17 protein-coding genes and 1 pseudogene are annotated in these 15,979 nt (G+C 68.7%); 12 read left to right on the forward strand and 6 right to left on the reverse strand.

Annotation, left to right across the window (positions count from 1 at the left end; genetic code table 11):
• Window positions 1-59 precede the first annotated feature (59 nt).
• Window positions 60-368 carry a hypothetical protein gene (locus ABD993_RS05015; RefSeq protein ID WP_345413179.1) on the reverse strand — a complete coding sequence of 103 codons (309 nt, stop codon included), beginning with the start codon at window positions 366-368 and terminating at the stop codon, window positions 60-62.
• A gap of 218 nt (window positions 369-586) precedes the next feature.
• Window positions 587-1,854 (reverse strand): IS3 family transposase gene (locus ABD993_RS05020; protein ID WP_345413181.1). Its coding sequence is split into 2 segments (ribosomal slippage): window positions 587-1,566 and window positions 1,566-1,854, totalling 1,269 coding nucleotides; the frame shifts between segments, so codons are not numbered across the junction.
• Between the two features lie 759 nt (window positions 1,855-2,613).
• Here ABD993_RS05020 and ABD993_RS05025 point away from each other — a divergent pair.
• The 7 genes from ABD993_RS05025 to ABD993_RS36625 are packed head-to-tail and all read left to right on the forward strand — an operon-like array spanning window position 2,614 to window position 8,650.
• The gene (locus tag ABD993_RS05025; RefSeq protein ID WP_345413183.1) at window positions 2,614-3,654 is read left to right on the forward strand and encodes a TIGR03617 family F420-dependent LLM class oxidoreductase; all 1,041 of its coding nucleotides are present in this window, start codon (window positions 2,614-2,616) and stop codon (window positions 3,652-3,654) included.
• Window positions 3,651-6,059: a molybdopterin-dependent oxidoreductase gene (locus ABD993_RS05030; protein WP_345413185.1), complete on the forward strand. Its 2,409-nt coding sequence runs from the start codon at window positions 3,651-3,653 to the stop codon at window positions 6,057-6,059. Before ABD993_RS05025 ends, ABD993_RS05030 begins: the two co-directional genes overlap by 4 nt.
• Window positions 6,056-7,048 carry a 1,2-phenylacetyl-CoA epoxidase subunit PaaC gene (locus tag ABD993_RS05035; protein WP_345413187.1) on the forward strand — a complete coding sequence of 331 codons (993 nt, stop codon included), beginning with the start codon at window positions 6,056-6,058 and terminating at the stop codon, window positions 7,046-7,048. Before ABD993_RS05030 ends, ABD993_RS05035 begins: the two co-directional genes overlap by 4 nt.
• Window positions 7,045-7,377 carry a metal-sulfur cluster assembly factor gene (locus ABD993_RS05040; RefSeq protein WP_345413188.1) on the forward strand — a complete coding sequence of 111 codons (333 nt, stop codon included), beginning with the start codon at window positions 7,045-7,047 and terminating at the stop codon, window positions 7,375-7,377. Before ABD993_RS05035 ends, ABD993_RS05040 begins: the two co-directional genes overlap by 4 nt.
• A 13-nt stretch (window positions 7,378-7,390) precedes the next feature.
• Window positions 7,391-7,654 (forward strand): hypothetical protein, encoded by a 264-nt coding sequence (locus ABD993_RS05045; protein ID WP_345413190.1) that lies wholly within the window; start codon window positions 7,391-7,393, stop codon window positions 7,652-7,654.
• The gene (locus tag ABD993_RS05050; protein WP_486362894.1) at window positions 7,560-8,417 is read left to right on the forward strand and encodes a Phenylacetic acid catabolic protein; all 858 of its coding nucleotides are present in this window, start codon (window positions 7,560-7,562) and stop codon (window positions 8,415-8,417) included. Before ABD993_RS05045 ends, ABD993_RS05050 begins: the two co-directional genes overlap by 95 nt.
• Complete coding sequence (locus ABD993_RS36625; RefSeq protein WP_425568894.1) at window positions 8,417-8,650, forward strand: PaaD-like zinc ribbon domain-containing protein; 234 nt, start codon at window positions 8,417-8,419, stop codon at window positions 8,648-8,650. The genes ABD993_RS05050 and ABD993_RS36625 overlap by 1 nt, the downstream gene beginning before the upstream one ends.
• Here ABD993_RS36625 and ABD993_RS05055 read toward each other — a convergent pair.
• Window positions 8,592-8,795 carry a hypothetical protein gene (locus tag ABD993_RS05055; RefSeq protein ID WP_345413193.1) on the reverse strand — a complete coding sequence of 68 codons (204 nt, stop codon included), beginning with the start codon at window positions 8,793-8,795 and terminating at the stop codon, window positions 8,592-8,594. The genes ABD993_RS36625 and ABD993_RS05055 overlap by 59 nt on opposite strands.
• Window positions 8,792-9,175: a PadR family transcriptional regulator gene (locus ABD993_RS05060; RefSeq protein ID WP_345413196.1), complete on the reverse strand. Its 384-nt coding sequence runs from the start codon at window positions 9,173-9,175 to the stop codon at window positions 8,792-8,794. Before ABD993_RS05060 ends, ABD993_RS05055 begins: the two co-directional genes overlap by 4 nt.
• A gap of 246 nt (window positions 9,176-9,421) precedes the next feature.
• On the opposite strand from ABD993_RS05060, the gene ABD993_RS05065 reads away from it, so the two are divergent.
• The 4 genes from ABD993_RS05065 to fdxA are packed head-to-tail and all read left to right on the forward strand — an operon-like array spanning window position 9,422 to window position 13,375.
• The gene (locus ABD993_RS05065) at window positions 9,422-10,999 is read left to right on the forward strand and encodes a class I adenylate-forming enzyme family protein (RefSeq protein WP_345413197.1); all 1,578 of its coding nucleotides are present in this window, start codon (window positions 9,422-9,424) and stop codon (window positions 10,997-10,999) included.
• A gap of 11 nt (window positions 11,000-11,010) precedes the next feature.
• Window positions 11,011-11,772, forward strand: a complete 762-nt coding sequence (locus ABD993_RS05070) for an SDR family NAD(P)-dependent oxidoreductase (RefSeq protein WP_345413199.1) — start codon at window positions 11,011-11,013, stop codon at window positions 11,770-11,772.
• A gap of 20 nt (window positions 11,773-11,792) precedes the next feature.
• Window positions 11,793-13,037: a molybdopterin molybdotransferase MoeA gene (locus ABD993_RS05075; RefSeq protein ID WP_345413202.1), complete on the forward strand. Its 1,245-nt coding sequence runs from the start codon at window positions 11,793-11,795 to the stop codon at window positions 13,035-13,037.
• Between the two features lie 29 nt (window positions 13,038-13,066).
• Window positions 13,067-13,375 (forward strand): ferredoxin, encoded by a 309-nt coding sequence (gene fdxA / locus ABD993_RS05080; RefSeq protein WP_345413203.1) that lies wholly within the window; start codon window positions 13,067-13,069, stop codon window positions 13,373-13,375.
• Between the two features lie 72 nt (window positions 13,376-13,447).
• On the opposite strand, the gene ABD993_RS05085 is transcribed toward fdxA, so the two are convergent.
• Window positions 13,448-13,585, reverse strand: coding sequence for a hypothetical protein (locus ABD993_RS05085; RefSeq protein ID WP_345413204.1), 138 nt, complete (start codon window positions 13,583-13,585; stop codon window positions 13,448-13,450).
• 3 nt (window positions 13,586-13,588) lie between these two features.
• Window positions 13,589-15,220, reverse strand: coding sequence for a class I adenylate-forming enzyme family protein (locus tag ABD993_RS05090; RefSeq protein WP_345413206.1), 1,632 nt, complete (start codon window positions 15,218-15,220; stop codon window positions 13,589-13,591).
• Between the two features lie 143 nt (window positions 15,221-15,363).
• On the opposite strand from ABD993_RS05090, the pseudogene ABD993_RS05095 reads away from it, so the two are divergent.
• A pseudogene (locus ABD993_RS05095) lies at window positions 15,364-15,912 on the forward strand (IS5 family transposase); the annotation flags it as partial.
• Window positions 15,913-15,979: the final 67 nt, after the last annotated feature.

The raw sequence follows: 15,979 nt of genomic DNA on the forward strand, positions 1-15,979 counted from the left end.
CACAGCCAGAGCGCACCGCGGCCTACGGCATCCAACCCCATAACTGAACGGTATTGGGGTTAGCCCGCGTGTGCCAGCTCGGCCTTCGGATGCGCGGCCAGCGCGGTGGTGACCTGCTCGGCCAGCGGGCGGCGTTCGGCACCGACCCCGGCGACCAACAGTTGGTCCGCGTAGAAGCTGTCGTGGATCTGCGGGCTGAGAACGGACACCAGGCCGGGCAGGCACAGGAGCAGGGGCGCCACCGTGATTCCGGCGAGGAAGCGGAGGCGGCGGGCGAGCCGGCGGACCACCGTGCCGCACGGCTGCCTGCCCGCGCCGGCGACGGCGGGAGGACCGCCCGTCTCCCTGGTCGGGTGGTCCGTGCTCATCCGCCCTGCTCCTCCACGTTCGGTTCGTGTCCGGACAGGTCCACGAGCGCTCGGCAATCGCGGCGTCCAAGCGGTCGTGGCGGGCGTCGACGCGAACACCGCATCGAGGGCCTCATCGAAGGCCAGTTGCACCCCGCGGCGGTCGAAGAGTTGGGTGCGCGGCCAGTGCTCGTGCGCGCCGGTCCACGAGGTTGAATCGCCCCGGCGTGTCCGGAGAGCTATCGGCTTGAGCCCTCGGGCTCCGGTTGGGGTGCTCGTTGACGGTAGTGGGCTGCCTCCAACTCGGCGGGAGGGATGTCCCCGGCGGCGCTGTGGAGCCGCCGGTGGTTGAACCAGTCGACGTACTCAAGAGTGGCGATCTCGACCTGCTCGACAGTCCGCCAGGGCCCTCTCGGTTTGATCAGCTCGGTCTTGAACAGACCGATGGTCGACTCGGCGAGGGCGTTGTCGTAGGCGTCGCCGACGGTGCCGACCGACGGGGCGGCGCCAGCCGTGGCAAGGCGCTCGGTGTAGGCGATGGATGTGTATTGCGACCCGGCGTCGGTGTGCATGATCAACCCGTCCAGGTCGGGCCGGCCCTGCTGGGCGCGGGTCCAGACGGCGTGCTCGAGGGCGTCGAGGACCAGTTCGGTACGCATGCTCGTGGCTGCGCGCCAGCCCAGGATGCGGCGGGAGTAGGCGTCGATGACGAACGCGACGTAGACCATCCCCGACCAGGTGGGGACGTAGGTGAAGTCCGCAACCCACAGCTGGTCCGGCGCGGGCGGGTTGAACCGGCGCCCCACCAGATCGCCGGCGCGTGTCTGCCCGCCGGGCAGAGTGGTGCGGACCCGTCGTCCACGGCGTGCCCCGGCCAGACCCTGGGCACGCATGAGCCGCTCCACCGTGCAGCGCGCCACCACGATGCCCTCGCGGTTGAGCTGGGCCCAGACCTTCCGTGCGCCGTAGACCCCGTAGTTCTCCGCGTGAACTCGGGCGACCTGCGGCGTGAGTTGCTCGTCTCGGACCTGCGCCGCGGTGGGCTTCGGCCCGCGGTGGGCGTAGTAGGTGGATGGGGCGATCGGTGCGCCCAACTCGGCGAGCTGGGCGCAGATCGACTCGACACCCCAGCGCCGCCCACCGGAGCGGTGGGCGGCGTGCTGGTCGATGAACCTCACCAGCGTCGGTGTGGCCGGTCGATCTCGGCCGCGAAGAAAGCCGAGGCAGCCTTGAGGATGTCGTTGGCCCGCTTGAGCTCGGCGTTCTCCCGGCGCAGGCGGCGCAGCTCCTCGGACTCCTCGGTCGTCGTGCCCGGCCGCGTACCCGCGTCGGTCTCGGCCTGGCGGACCCATTTGCGCACCGTCTCCCCGGTGCCGACCCCGAGCTTCTCGGCGACGGCGTTCATCGCCGCCCACAACGACTCGTAGTCGTCGCTGATCTCGGCAACCATCCGGACCGCCCGCTCACGCAACTCCGGCGGGTAGGGCGGCTGGGAACGACGTGTCATCACTCCATCTCCTCAGAAGATCAAGTCTCCAGACACGCCGGGGCGGTTCAGGTCGCCTCCTGGACCGGGCCGTGTCGCAGCAGCATCTTCGACAGCCGGTGGCCGGCTCGCATCAGATCCGCGCGGGCGTCTTCGCGGGCCCGCACGAGATCCCGGGCAGCCTCCTGGGCTGCGCGGGAACCCGCACCCGGGTACCTCGCCGATCCGTAGCAGCCGGGCCAGTCGCTCGGCGTCTCGGCGGTCGGTCTTGCCCTTGTCCCCGGCCGGGCGTTCCCGCTTTGACGGCGCCACCGTCTCGCAGCCGATCCGGGCCGCGATCAGCACCGGTGCCTCCCCCAGCGGCGGCACCGCCACCTGCTGACCGTGACCCGCGCCAGCCTACGGGCGATGCGCCGGGCCTCCATACGGTCAAGGGCACGCTTCGTTGCCCCGCAGCCTCCGCCATGGCTGCCCGGCCCGGACGAGTAGGCCGGTTCCTTCAGAGCGGGGGTGTCAGAACGGCTGTCCGAACGGCTGTGGATAGCCGACGTCTGCATCGTGTGCACACTGGCGTTGTCCGAGACGCGGCACAACAGCGTGGAACCCGACGCGACGCAGGAGAGGTCGCCGGGTAACCAGCCGGGAACATCCCGCCGGATCGAGGGAGGCCGGCACGGTTCTCGCAACCATGCCGGCCCGCCTGCCTGGAGGGTCTCATAGTGACAATTGCAGTTATATTCAGTGACAGGTAAGCTCGTCGGAGGATCGAGGAGGCCCTCATTGAAGATCGACACGTTCCTCGCCGACGGGCTCGCTGTCGCGCCCGCGCAGGCACGGCGCGCCGAGGAGATCGGCTTCGACGCCGTGTGGACCGGCGAGGTCGCGCACGACCCGTTGCTGCCTTTAGCCGCCGCGGCCGCGGCGACGTCACAGATCCAGCTCGGCACCGCGATCACACTGGCGTTCGCGCGCAACCCGATGTCGGTCGCCTACCAGGCCTGGGATCTGGCGCAGGCGTCGCAGGGCCGGTTCATCCTCGGACTGGGCACACAGGTCAAGGCGCACATCACCCGGCGCTTCTCCATGCCATGGGGCAAGCCCGTGGCACAGATGCGTGAGTACGTCGAGGCTCTGCACGCCATCTTCGCCGCCTGGCAGAACGGGAACGAGTTGGCCTACGAGGGCGAGTACTACCGGCACAGCCTGATGACGCCGGTGTTCGACCCGGGCCCGCTTCCCGAGGGACAGCGGCCGGGCGTGGCCCTCGCCGCGGTCGGTCGCGCGATGACGAGGTTGGCCGGTGAACTCTGTGACGGCGTGTTCCTGCACCCGTTCACCCACGCTCGATACGTCGACGAGACGACCTTGCCGGCTCTCGAGGAGGGGGCCGCCTCGCGCGGCCGTCCGCAGCGGCCGTGGATCTTCTCCTACATGTTCCTCGTCGTGGGAGACGACGACCGACAGCAGGCCGTGTCCGAGGCACAGATCCGCAAGCAACTGGCGTTCTATGCTTCGACGCCGGCATACACCGAGGTCCTGCGGGGCATCGGGCGAGACGACCTGCAGCCGAAGCTGCTGCCACTGTCGAAGGAGGGCCGGTGGGACGAGATGGCTGACCTGATCGACGCAGAGACCCTGGACCACTTCGTGCTGCGTGGCAGGCTGGAGGAGTTGCCCGGGAAGATCGCGCGGCGGTATCACGGCCGTGCGGACCGGGTGGCGTCGTACTACGCGCTGCCCGAGTACGAGCCCGAGCGGCTGTCGGAGTTCGTGAAGTCAGTGCACACCGCGACGGACGCGCTCAGCGGCGGTCAGCGATGACGACCAGCGAAAGTACCGAGGCCGAGCGACGCCCGCGTGCAGACCGAGCCGTCGGTGAATGGCACAAGACGGCGTGCAGCCTCTGCTACGTCAACTGTGGGCTCGAGGTCCAGATCGAGGGGCACCGGATCACCAGGATCCGTGGCGACAAGGAGAACGAGCGCACCAAGGGGTACGTCTGCCAGAAGGCCCAGCGGATGACGTTCTACGGTGACCACGCCGACCGGCTCACCACACCGCTGCGCCGCCGCCCCGACGGCACACACGAGCCGATCTCATGGGAAGAGGCACTCACCGAGATCGCGGCCCGCCTGCACGAGATCCGAGATGCCGACAGCGCCGCAGGCCGACCCGGGTCGTTCGCGCTCGTCGGCGGTGGGGGGCAGGGCAACCACTCCGAGGGCCCCTACGGGCATGCCCTGATGAAGTGGATGAACGCCACCCGCTTCTTCAACCCGCTCTCGCAGGAGAAGACCGGCGACTTCTGGGTCAACGCCAAGCTGTTCGGCGGCGACACCTGCCACACGGCCGAAGATGTCGAGGAGTGCGACCTGCTCGTCGTCCTCGGCTGCAATCCGTGGCTCGCTCACGGCTTCAACCGGGCGCGCAACGAGGTGAACTCGATCAAGAATGACCCGTCGCGCGCAATGATCGTGCTCGATCCCCGGCGAACTGAGACTGCCGCGGTCGCTGATGTGCACCTGGCCCTGCGCCCGGGCACCGACGCCTACCTCCTCGGGGCGATGCTCGCCCTGATTCTCGAGCGCGGCGGGGCCGACGAGCGGTTCCTCGCCGAACACTGCGACGGGTACGAGGATGTGGCGGCCACGCTGCGCAAGATCCCGGTCGATACGTGGATCGCGCACGCCGAGGTCGACCGCGCCGACGTCGACCGGGCCGTCGATCTGATCCTCGCCTCCGAGCGGATGACGGTCCGGGCCGAGCTCGGCATCCAGCAGGGCCGGAACTCGACGCTGAACAGCTACCTGGAGAAGCTGCTCTACCTGCTGACCGGGAACTTCGGCCGGGCCGGCACCAATGCTCTGCACTCCTGGCTGATCCCGCTGTGGGGTGAGTCCTACGCGCCGGAGCGGATGCGCTCGGAGATCACCGGTTTCGAGTACATCGGCGGTCTGCTACCAGTCAGCACAGTGGCCGAGGAGCTGGATGCCGGCCACCCGAACCATGTTCGAGTGCTGTGGGTCGACTCGTCGAATCCGGCCAACACCGTCGCGGACACCGTCGCCATGGAGCAGGCGATCCGCGAGTGCGAGCTGTCCGTCGTGATCGACGTCGCCTACACCGAGACCGCCGCGCTGGCGGAGTACGTGCTGCCTGCGGCGGCCCAGAACGAGAAGTGGGAGTACACGTACTTCAACTGGGAGTTCCCGGTCAACTACTTCAATCTCCGCAAGCCGCTTTTCGAGCCCCTGCCCGGCACGATGCCCGAGGGCGACATCTACTGGAGGCTGTTCGAGAAGCTCGGCGTCATGCCCGACGAGAAGACGCTCGAGTCGCTGCGGGATGCGGCCCGGCGCGACCGGCCCGGTTTCATGAAGGCGCTCGGGCCGGTCGTCGGGGCGGACCCGGACCGCGCGAAGGCCGCTGCCGTGATCATGTACGCGACCCTTGGCCAGACCCTCCCGGAGGGTGCCGCGACCGCGTGCGTGCTGTGGACCGGCTGCAGGATGGCCGCGAAGATGATGCCCGTCCAGGTCCAGCGAGCTCTGCACACCGAGGTGGCGGGCCCCGAGCTGGGAGAGCTGCTCTTCGACCACCTGCTCAGGCATCCGATCGGCACCGCGTTCAGCGTTCACGAGTACAACGAGGTGTGGGAGCTGGTGCGGCACAACCGCGTCCAGCTCGCTGTCCCGGAACTGCTCGAGTGGCTCTCGGAGCTGGACCCGAGCAGCCACACCGTCGATCCCGAGTATCCGCTGTCGCTGGTCAACGGCCAACGCCGCAGCCACAACGCCAACCAGGTCATGCGGACCCCCGCGTGGCGCAAGACGGATCCGGACGGCGCGCTGCGGGTCCGCACGGACGATCTTGGTACGATCGGTGCCGCGGACGGGGACTGGGTGGCCGTCGTCTCGCCGAAGGGGCGAGTCGTCGCGCGTGCCGAGATCGACGACTCGCTGCGCCCGGCCCAGGTCGCCCTGCCGCACGGCTACGGGATCTACTACCCGGACGGCAAGGGCGGTCGCGTCCTCAACGGGCCGCGGATCAACATCCTGACCGACGCGTTGGACCGCGACCGGATCGCAGGCACCCCACACCACAAGGACATGCCGGTCCGGATCGAGACGGCCACCTCCGAGGAGGCCGAGGCCGCGCAGCGGGACAGCCTGCTCGTCCGGGCGATCATCGAAGAGGGCAACGAACGAAAGAGGGCAAGGACGTGACCGAACTCGTTCAGCGGGACCCCGCGCCGGTCTCCTCGGGCGTGGAGCCCGCGACGGACACCGAGGACGCCCGCGAGGTCGCTCTGCAGACCCGCGTCCACGCGGGCCACCAGCTCGAGGACCAGAGCGAGATGACTCCGCGCTATTACGACGTGCTGGTCAACACGATGCACATCGCCGCGGATCTCGAGGTCGTCACGCTGCCGACCTACTCGCCGTCCATCCTCAACGCACCCACGCTCGAGGACAAGATCGCGATCGCGAGCGCCTGCCAGGACGAGCTCGGGCACGCGCAGGTCATGTACCGGATGCTCGAGGAGTTCGGCTACGACACCCACGAGTTCCTGTTCGAGCGGGACCCGTCGCTGTGGCGTACCAACCAGGTTCTGGAGTATCCGCACCGCGACTACGTCGAGTCCGTCGTCTCCATGTGCTACGGCGACCGGGCCGGCTACATCACCACGACGGACCTCGAGGAGAACTGTTCCTTCGGGCCCTACTCGCGGTCTCTGCGGAAGGTCAACTTCGAGGAGGTCTTCCACGTACAGCACGGTGAGCGCTGGGTGCGGCGCTTCTGGAACCACTCCGAGGAGTCGCGCCGACGCGTCCAGGAAGCGGTCGACTTCTACTTCCCGCTGTGCGCGGGCTGGTTCGGGGTGCCGGACACCCTGAAGAAGCGGACTGATCAACTCCTCTATCGCATCCGCGGTGCCTCGAACGACCAGATGCGCCAGAAATGGCTCTCCCAGGTCGTGCCGTTCAGCGAGTCCGTCGGCATCGAAGTTCCGGCGCACTTCGACGAGGAGCAGGGTCAATACGTCCTGGACTACACGCCACCGGTGTATCTGGACCCGGACACCCTGAAATGGGATTTCGACCGCCACATCACGTGGAAGGAGCAGTTCGCGCTCTGGAAGCAGGGCAGTCGGTACAAGGTGCCGTCCATCGAACGGCTGCACCAGGAGGTCTACGGAGAGGACCTGTGGTGACCGCCGCAGCCGTCGTCCCCGATGCCGAGACGGTGATGGCGGCGCTCGAGGTCGTCAACGATCCGCACGTCCCGTCGAGCCTGCGCCGGATGGGCATGGTCGCTGGTGTCGAGGTCGCCCCCGACGGTGGCGTGCGGGTTCGCATTCGCATTCCGTGCATGGCCTGCCCGGGCACGGCGATGATCCGCGACGGGGTGCACGATGCCGTCGCGGCACTGCCCGGCGTCACCGCCGTGAAGGTCGTCGAAGCCTGGGAAGAGCCGTGGACACGGGACATGGTGGACCCGGCGACCCGCCGACTCATGCACGACAACGGAATTCAGATCTGACTGGAGCGGTGCCATGACCATCAGCAAGGGTAAGCGCCGTCCGGGCGCCCGCGGGAGCTCGACCGAAGCGCGGTACTACGAGGTGTTCGGCCGGACAAGCTCGCATGACGCGCTCACCCACCTCGGGTCCGTCGAGGCGCCGAACCCGGACCTGGCACAGGTACGGGCCTGGTACATCTACGATCAGCACGAGTGGCGGGAGATGTGCGTGGCCCCCACGGACGCGTTCGTCCCGATGGGCAGGGCAGCCCAGCACACCACGATCAAGGCCGTCTGACCACACCGCCGGAAAGGCTCCCACTGTGACTCTTGCCGACGAACTCCTCTGCGTGGCCGATACCAAGCTCGTCATGGGCAACTGGCTTGCCGAGACCGTGATGAACGGACGGTCGCTGCCCGACTACGCGGCGATGCTCGGCATGTGCACCACCTCCTTCGGCCAGACGCGGGCGTTGTATCAGTTCCTCGCTCCGGGCTACGAGGCCTACTCACGCCTGGAGCGCGGCCGCGACCGCGACGAGATCTGCTCGATGAACCTCCTGGACGCGCCGCCGCGCAACTGGGAGGACCAGGTCCTCACGATCTGGCTGGCCGAGCGAGCGACCTGGACCATGATGTCGGGTTTCCTGGACCACCCTGACCGCCGTGTCGCCGCCCTCGCCCGCAAGATCGGTGAGGAGGCGTACTTCCACCTCAAGTACGCCTCTGGCTGGTTCAGGCTGCTCGTCGAGGAGGACGAGTCCCGGGCCGCGCTGGAGCAGGTGTACGACGCCCGGCTGCCGCTTGCGGCGGACTGGTTCGGGCCCACAGATCTCGAGGACCCGTTGCACGCCGCGGGCGAGCGCGCGGTGACCCCGGAGCAGCTGCGCACGTCCTTCCTGGTCGACGTGGCCGTGGAGCTGAAATCTTTCGGTATGGTCGCGTCCGCGGCCCTGACGCCACCGTCCGGCGACTGGCGCGACGACGCTCGACGGCGCGGTCCACTGCCCGAGGGCCTGTTCGAGGTGATCAGGTTCAAGGATCCGGCGTTGGCTCACTGATGGCCGGACGCCGCCGCCCCACCGACGAGCAGCTGTTCGCTGATCAGGAGGACTTCCAGGGCGTCTCGTGCCCCGCATGCGGTAGCGCGGACACACGGTTGCAGTCGCTGTTCGGCGGTGCCGCATCCGAGGTGACGTACTTCTGCCAGGGATGCCGCTCGTGCTTCCAGTGGGTCAAGTGGCAGCACCGTCTGCCACGGTCGTACCCGCCGGGACCGCAGGACGGGCCTTGACGCTGGTGAGCACGTCATTGAGCCAGGCTTGCTCAGCGACCTGCATCCGGCGCATGCCCTCGACCAGGCGCCTCTGCCACCACAACAGGTCCGGCCGCACTGTGCGTTCCAGATCGGCGAACCCCTCGAGACGCTGCTCGGTCACCTCGATGATCGCGCGAACCTGGTGTCGACGGGCCTCCGCAGCTCGGTGGCGTCCTCCTCGTCGGTCCGGTCGAGGAAGAACATGCGCAGCAGGAACGGCTCTTTGCTGTACGAGGCGTCGACCGGAGACACCAGCCAGTCGTCGAGCTCCGCGGTCCCGGACTCGGTCAGCCGGTAGAGCCGCTTGTTGGGCTTGCTCTCCTGCGGGATCAGCCGGGACACGATCAGCTCGTCGCGCTCCATCTGCCGCAGCTCGCGGTAGATCTGAGAGTCTGAGGCGTTCCACACGAAGTGGACGGCACGGTCGAAGTGGCGCTTGATGTCGTACCCGGACATCTCTCGCATCGAGAGGACGCCCAACAACGCATGCTTCAAGGACATCCCGACCTCACACTTCCCAAATCCGGCCTGCTCACAAGCGACGCAGCCGGCTCTTGACTCCCGCCCTACACAGCATAGACTGCTTCCGCAGATATCGTCATGTGCAGTTAGATCAGCGACCGGCTGAGCAAGGTCCCTCCATGGGTGCAGATCCTGAAGTTCAGTTCCGGACTCCCGACCCGGCCGCTGGCGATCCTGGTCGCCGGCGGTAGGCACGCAGACCGACACCAACGAGGTTGTGGCGAGATGAACGCCGAGAACATGACTCTCGATTCCCTGGTTCGACGTGGGGCGTCGTCGTTTCCCGACAAGCTTGCCATCCATGACGCGGACCGCAGCCTCACCTACGGGCAGCTCGACGCCGACGTCGACGGGCTGGCCGCCGCGCTGCTCGAACTCGGTGTCCGCAAGGGCGACCGCGTGGCGTCGCTGTTCTTCAACGAGTGGCAGGCGTTCGTCGTCTACTTCGCCGTCGTCCGGCTCGGCGCATTGATCGTCCCGATCAACCACAGGCTCGTCGGCGCCGAAGTCGCGTTCCAGCTCTCGCAGGCCGACTGCGCCGTGCTCGTGTACTGCGACGAACTCGAGGCGGTGGTGGCACCGTTGCGCGGCGCCGTTCCCGTCAAGCACTGGATCGCATCGGGAGCGGCCGCACCGGACGCCGGCGAGCACCGCCTCGAGGCGCTGCTCGACGACTACCGAGGGCGCCGTCCCGCACTCACGTGGACCGTGCGCCGCGGCGACGCCAGCGGTGTCTGGTTCACGTCTGGGACGACAGGTGAGCCGAAGGGCACCGTGACCACTCATGACAGCGGGATCTGGGCCGCGACCTGCATGGCGCTGGCCTTGGGGATGACCGAGCAGCATCGGCTGCTCGGCGTGGCGCCTGCATTCCATCGCGGCCCGATGGAGAACTTCCACGTCGCGGGCTTCCTTCTCGGCAGCTCGCACTACCTGCTTCGCCGCTTCGACCCGGTCGCGATGCTCCGCGCCATCGAGGAACACCGGTTGACCCACGGATTCATCGTCCCGTCGATGACCTATGCCGTGCTGGGGGTGCCCGACCGGGCAGACTTCGACCTGAGCTCGATGCGGGGTTGGCTGACCGCGTCAGCCCATTTCCCCGAGGAGTACCGCTGCCGGCTCGAGACGGAGACGACCCTGCCGTCGAACACGGTCTTCAACGCTTACGGGATCACGGAGTCCTTGCTCAACACCTGCTTGTGGCCGTCGGAGGCCCCTGCGCGACCGGGGTCTGTCGGGCGGACCGTTCCCGGCGTGTGGTTGCGCATCGTCGACGCCGAGCGCCGCACTCTCGCCGCCGGCGAGGTCGGTGAGATCGCCGTGTCCGCACCGAGCATCGCGAGCACGTATCTCGGCAGGCCCGAGTCGTGGGCCGCGGTGACGTTCGTGGACGACGGGCGGCTCTGGTATCTCAGTGGCGACCTCGGGCGACTCGACGACGAGGGATATCTGTACATCGTGGATCGCGCCAAGGACATGGTGATCTCCGGCGGCGAGAACATCTACAGCGCCGAGGTCGAGCAAGTCCTGATCAACCACCCCGGTGTGCACGAGGTCGCCGTCGTCGGCGCCCCGGACGAGCGCTGGGGAGAGTGCGTCGTCGCCGTGGTCGTCCGCTCGCCGGGCGCCCAGGTCGGCGACACCGACCTCGTCGAGTTCTGTGACGGGCGGCTGGCCTCCTACAAGCGCCCCCGCCGCATCCACTTCGTCGACACACTGCCCCGCAACGGGTTCGGGAAGGTTCAGAAGCAGCGCGTCCGCACCCTGGTCGCCGAGCTCCCGCCCGTCCCCCACCAGTGAGAGGACCATCGATGAGACTGCTGGACAGGTTCGGGCTGCAGGACAGAGTCGCTGTGGTCACCGGGGCCTCTGCTGGGCTCGGAGTCGCATTCGCGGCCGGGCTCGCCGACGCAGGCGCGGACGTCGTGCTGGGGGCCCGTCGGGAGGAGCGGCTGGCCGACACGGCGAAGCTGGTGGCCGCCGCCGGCCGCCGCTCGGTCGCGGTCACAACGGACGTCGCCAAGCCGGACGACTGCCGGCGGCTCGTCGACGCCGCGATGGAAGCCTTCGGCCGGGTCGACATCCTGGTGAACAACGCCGGAATCGGCACTGCCGTCCCTGCGACCAAGGAGACCGTCGAGCAGTTCGAACAGGTCATCGACGTCAACCTGAACGGCTGCTATTGGATGGCGCAGGCGTGCGGGCGGGTCATGCGGCCCGGTTCCAGCATCGTCAACATCGCCAGTGTCCTGGGCCTCACCACCGCCGGCCTGCCGCAGGCCGCCTACAGCGCGAGCAAGGCGGGGCTGATGGGACTCACCCGCGACCTCGCCCAGCAGTGGGGCGGACGAAAGGGCATCCGGGTCAACTCGCTGGCCCCGGGCTTCTTCGCGTCGGAGATGACCGAGCAGTACCGGCCCGGCTATCTCGAGGAGCAGCTTCGGCGCGCCCCGCTCGGGCGGGTCGGTGATCCGGACGAGCTGACCGCGGCACTGCTGCTGTTGGCCAGCGACGCCGGTGGCTACATCACCGGCCAGACGCTGGTGGTCGATGGCGGCCTCAGCCTCGCCTGACCCCCGCCGTCGCGGCGATCATGCACGCCCACGCCCACGCCCACGCCCACGCGCACGCCCACGCGCACAGCGCGCCGCCGAGCGTCCACCGCGCAGTCGAGGCCACCTCGTGGTCGGCTGCGCGGGCGCTCGCCCACGCGCAGACACGCCCCCTGCCCGCCCGGCGTGTGGCGCTCGAGGACGCGGCGGGCCACGCTCTGGCCGAGGACCTGGTCAACCGGGCCGCGCAACCCGCCTTCGACACCTCGGCGATGGACGGTTACGCCGTCGCCGGCCGGGGATCCTGGACCGTGCGGGGCGAGGTGCGTGCTGGGCAGGCCTGGCCGGGGCGGCTCCGTGACGGGGACGCCGTCGCCGTCTCCACCGGTGCGGCTGTCCCGGTGGGGAGTCAGGCCGTCGTTCCTGTCGAGGAAGCGGCCCGTCGCGGCACCGTGCTCAGCACGATCGACGGCTGCTCACCCGAGCCCGGCCGCCACATCCGCCGCCGGGGCGAGAACTCCGCCGCGGGGGAGGTCGTGGCCCCCGCCGGTCATGTGATCACCCCTGCCCTGCTCGGGCTCGCTGCTGCTGCCGGCCACGACGACCTCTCCGTCCGACCACGCCCAACGGTACGGGTGCTGGTCACCGGTGACGAGCTGTTGACCTCCGGGGTGAGCGGCGGCGGGCGGGTGCGGGATTCCCTCGGGCCGGCGCTGCCGTCGCTCGTGGCCGGGCTGGGCGGTGAACTCCTCGAGATCGCCCATGTCGCCGATGCCACCGGGCGGCTGGCAGCCGCGGTGGCGAACGGCGCAGCCGCGGAGGTCGTCCTCGTCACCGGGTCGACCTCGGTCGGGGCCACCGATCACCTGCACGACCTGTTGCGAGACCTCGGATCACACCTGGTCGTCGACGGCGTCGCCTGCCGTCCCGGCCACCCTCAGCTGCTCGCCGCGCTCGACCGCGGACGATGGCTGATCGGCATGCCCGGCAATCCCTTCGCCGCGATCGTCACGGCATACACCCTGTTCGCGCCGTTGATCGCCGGTCTGACCGGGCAGCCGCTGCCGCCGCTCCGCGACGCCCCCGTCGTGGGCCTTCCGCCGGCGATCCCGGGGCAGACCGTCCTGGTTCCCGCTGCGTGGGCCGGGGAGCAGCTCAGAGCCCTACCGGGCCACCGCCCGTCAGATCTGCGCGCGATCGCCACCGCGGACGTCCTCGCCATCGTCGAGCCCCAAGCCGCCGCCGACACCTCAGCCGGCCGTTCTGTTCCCGTACTCCACCTCTGACCAGACGTCCCCGAAGGAGAACAGCCCTCGTGACCTACGTGGTGACAGAGCCCTGCATCGACATCCTCGACCGCGCCTGTGTCGACGAGTGCCCCGTCGACTGCATCTACGAGGGTGCCCGGATGATGTACATCAACGCCGAGGAATGCGTCGACTGCGGTGCGTGCGAACCTGTGTGTCCGGTCGATGCGATCTACTACGAGGACGACCTCCCGATGGCGATGACACCGTTCGTGCTGGCGGGCAAGGAGTTCTTCGCCGAGCTGGGCAACCCGGGCGGTGCGTCCACGGTCGGCAAGCAGTCCTTCGATGCCGGTCCGGCGGCCAAGGGCTCCTGACGCTGTCGTGCGACCGACCTGTGGGCGAGCCTCCGTTCCGGTGCGGGGGCAGACCCGCGTGTCCGTCAGCAGTCAGTAGACGGACGAAGGGGCTCCCACTGGGCGTCGTGCCCGCGGGGCGCGGATCTCGGCGGGGAAGTTCGGCAGCGAGGACAGGTCGTTGGTGACGACCTCGGACGGTGCGGGCGCGCCGTGCTGCGCGGCGGTCATCGATCACCCCTTCTCGCGGGTTCGCTCGCCACCGAGCAGTTCCCTGATCCGCTGCTTCTGGATCTTGCCGAACGAGTTGCGCGGCAGAACATCCACGAATACCGTCGTCCGTGGTCGTTTGTACGCGGCGAGCCGGTGCTCGCAGTAGGCGAGGAGTTCCTCCTCCGTGACCACCGGCCCCGGTTCCCGCACGACGACCGCGGTCACCGCTTCGCCCCACCGTTCGTGCGGCATCCCTATGACCGCGACGTCAGCCACTCCGGGGACATCCGACAGGACCCTTTCGACCTCGGCGCTGTAGACGTTCTCACCGCCGGTGACAACCATGTCCTTGGCCCGGTCGACCAGGTGCAGGAAGCCCTCCTCGTCGACGAACCCGAGGTCGCCCGAGCAGTACCAGGTCCGCCCGTCCTGCGCGAAAGTCACCGCTGCCCATTCCTCGGGCATGCCGAGATAGCCGGACGCAATGCTGGGGGCGGCGACGGATATCTCGCCGATCGTTCCGGCCGTGACCTCTTTCCGCTCCGCATCAACTATCTGCAGCAGCACCCCTGGTACCGGGCACCCCACCGACTCGGGGCGGAGACCGGCATCGAGCGGGTGGAGCATCGTAATCAGCAGGGACTCGGTGATCCCGTAGGCGTCGAACACCCTGTCGGGGCGAAGGCTTGTTTCAGCGACGAGGCGGTCCCGGTATATGCCGGGCAGCCGGGCCGAGGCGGAGAACCAGCCTTCGATCGACGACAGGTCGTAGTCGGCGCGATCGGGGCGCCCGAGGACCAACGAGGTCATGGTGGGCACGATGAAGGCATGGGTGATCCGGTGTTTCTCGATCATGCGGAGCATGTCGCCGGCGTCGAATCGTCGCAGCAGCACGTGTGGCGCCCCGACGAGAAACCCTGCGAGGTGCAGTCCTTCCATCGGTCCCCGATGAAAGAGTGGAGCGGTGCCGAGCAGTCGGTGCCGTTCTGACAGGCCGACGCTGAGCGCCAGCGCGTTCGCCGCCCACAATGCACTCGCGTGAGTCGTCGTCGCCCCCTTCGGAAGTCCCGTGGTGCCGGACGTGAACCACACGCCGTTGGGGTCCTCGGCGAGAACGGACCACGAAGGCCGGGGTTGCTGTCCTCGGTAGCGACCAACAAGCTCTTCGAGCGAACCCCTCGCCGCGGCGGATAGCTCCCCGCCGGCCGGAATTCGCACGAACCGGCTGGTGTCGAGTACCTCGACAACCTCCTCGAAGTCTGACGCGTAGATCAGGACACTGCAGCTCGCGCGACTGAGTTGGTAGTCGATCTCGGAAGGGACGAGGCGGTGGTTGATCGGAACGACGACAGCGCCGAGGCGAGCGACCGCGAAGTAGGCAACAAAAAACTGCCACTGGTTCAAGAGCAACAGACCCAGCCGATCGCCCTTGCGGACGCCGAGCGCAAGCAGCGCGCACGCGAAGGCGTCGGTCTCGGCGTCGAGCTCGGCGTAGGAGAGGGTTCGGTCCTCGTCGATCACGGCCGGGCGAGCAGCGTGGCTGCGCGCTGCCCGACGTAGGAGGATGTCGACAGTGAGCAACGCAGCGTTGCTGGGAAGTTCCCGGGCCAACACATCGGGCGGCGACTGCGCAGCCTCGTCCAACATACCCATCCGCTCCGATCGAATAGCGTCAGCTGACGGTAACTGCGTATACAGTGCTCCGCTCGCTTGTCAACTGTCAACATGACCAGCGCCTACAGAGGGTGCACCTCTGGAACGACTCCGATCACGAGCTCAAGTGTCGGGCGCATGTGAAAGCCGGAGTGTGGCAGGAGCTGCACCGGGTGATGCTCGACCGCCTCGCCCAGCTGGGATCTGCTGGACTGCTCCCGCGCGGCGGTGGGCAGCGTGAGCGTGCGGGCAAAGCGCCGCGGCGAGGCCACCGGCCCGTCACCGACCGACCGCGGGAAGGCGGGCAGCACAACACCACGTGCTGTGCGACCGCAACGGGCTGCCGCTGCCCGCGCTGGTCACCGGCGCGAACACCCACGACAGCCGCATGCTCGCCCCGCTACTCGACACCGACCCCGGCGTGCGCGAACACGCCCGACGCCCGGGTCGTCCCCGTCGGCGGCCGGACACGCTGCACGCCGACAAGTGACGACCAGGGCTACGACTACCCGCGATGCCGCCGCCACCTCGCCCGCCGCGGGATCGGGGTGCGGATCGCCCGGCGCGGGATCGAGGACTCCGCCCGCCTCGGGCGGGTCCGCTGGGTCGTCGAGCGCACGATGTCCTGGCTGCTGGCCTTCCGCCGCCTCGCGCTGCGGTACGACCGCGCCGAGTCCACGATCACCGCCGTTGTCGAACCCGGTCCAGGGCGCCCGCTACGCGGGGGCCAAGAACCTCGTCGTCGTCGACCCCGTGGCC

The sequence above is a fragment of the Pseudonocardia xishanensis genome (genome assembly GCF_039541715.1).
In the GTDB taxonomy this organism is placed as follows: Bacteria; Actinomycetota; Actinomycetes; order Mycobacteriales; family Pseudonocardiaceae; genus Pseudonocardia; species Pseudonocardia xishanensis.

Bases quoted from the DNA above. Each gene is read 5' to 3' on its own strand.
- ABD993_RS05015 (WP_345413179.1), bottom strand. From the start codon at position 368: ATGAGCACGGACCACCCGACCAGGGAGACGGGCGGTCCTCCCGCCGTC.
- ABD993_RS05030 (WP_345413185.1), top strand. From the start codon at position 3,651: ATGACGACCAGCGAAAGTACCGAGGCCGAGCGACGCCCGCGTGCAGAC.
- ABD993_RS05045 (WP_345413190.1), top strand. From the start codon at position 7,391: ATGACCATCAGCAAGGGTAAGCGCCGTCCGGGCGCCCGCGGGAGCTCG.
- ABD993_RS36625 (WP_425568894.1), top strand. From the start codon at position 8,417: ATGGCCGGACGCCGCCGCCCCACCGACGAGCAGCTGTTCGCTGATCAG.
- ABD993_RS05060 (WP_345413196.1), bottom strand. From the start codon at position 9,175: ATGTCCTTGAAGCATGCGTTGTTGGGCGTCCTCTCGATGCGAGAGATG.
- ABD993_RS05065 (WP_345413197.1), top strand. From the start codon at position 9,422: ATGAACGCCGAGAACATGACTCTCGATTCCCTGGTTCGACGTGGGGCG.
- ABD993_RS05070 (WP_345413199.1), top strand. From the start codon at position 11,011: ATGAGACTGCTGGACAGGTTCGGGCTGCAGGACAGAGTCGCTGTGGTC.
- ABD993_RS05075 (WP_345413202.1), top strand. From the start codon at position 11,793: ATGCACGCCCACGCCCACGCCCACGCCCACGCGCACGCCCACGCGCAC.
- ABD993_RS05085 (WP_345413204.1), bottom strand. From the start codon at position 13,585: ATGACCGCCGCGCAGCACGGCGCGCCCGCACCGTCCGAGGTCGTCACC.
- ABD993_RS05090 (WP_345413206.1), bottom strand. From the start codon at position 15,220: ATGGGTATGTTGGACGAGGCTGCGCAGTCGCCGCCCGATGTGTTGGCC.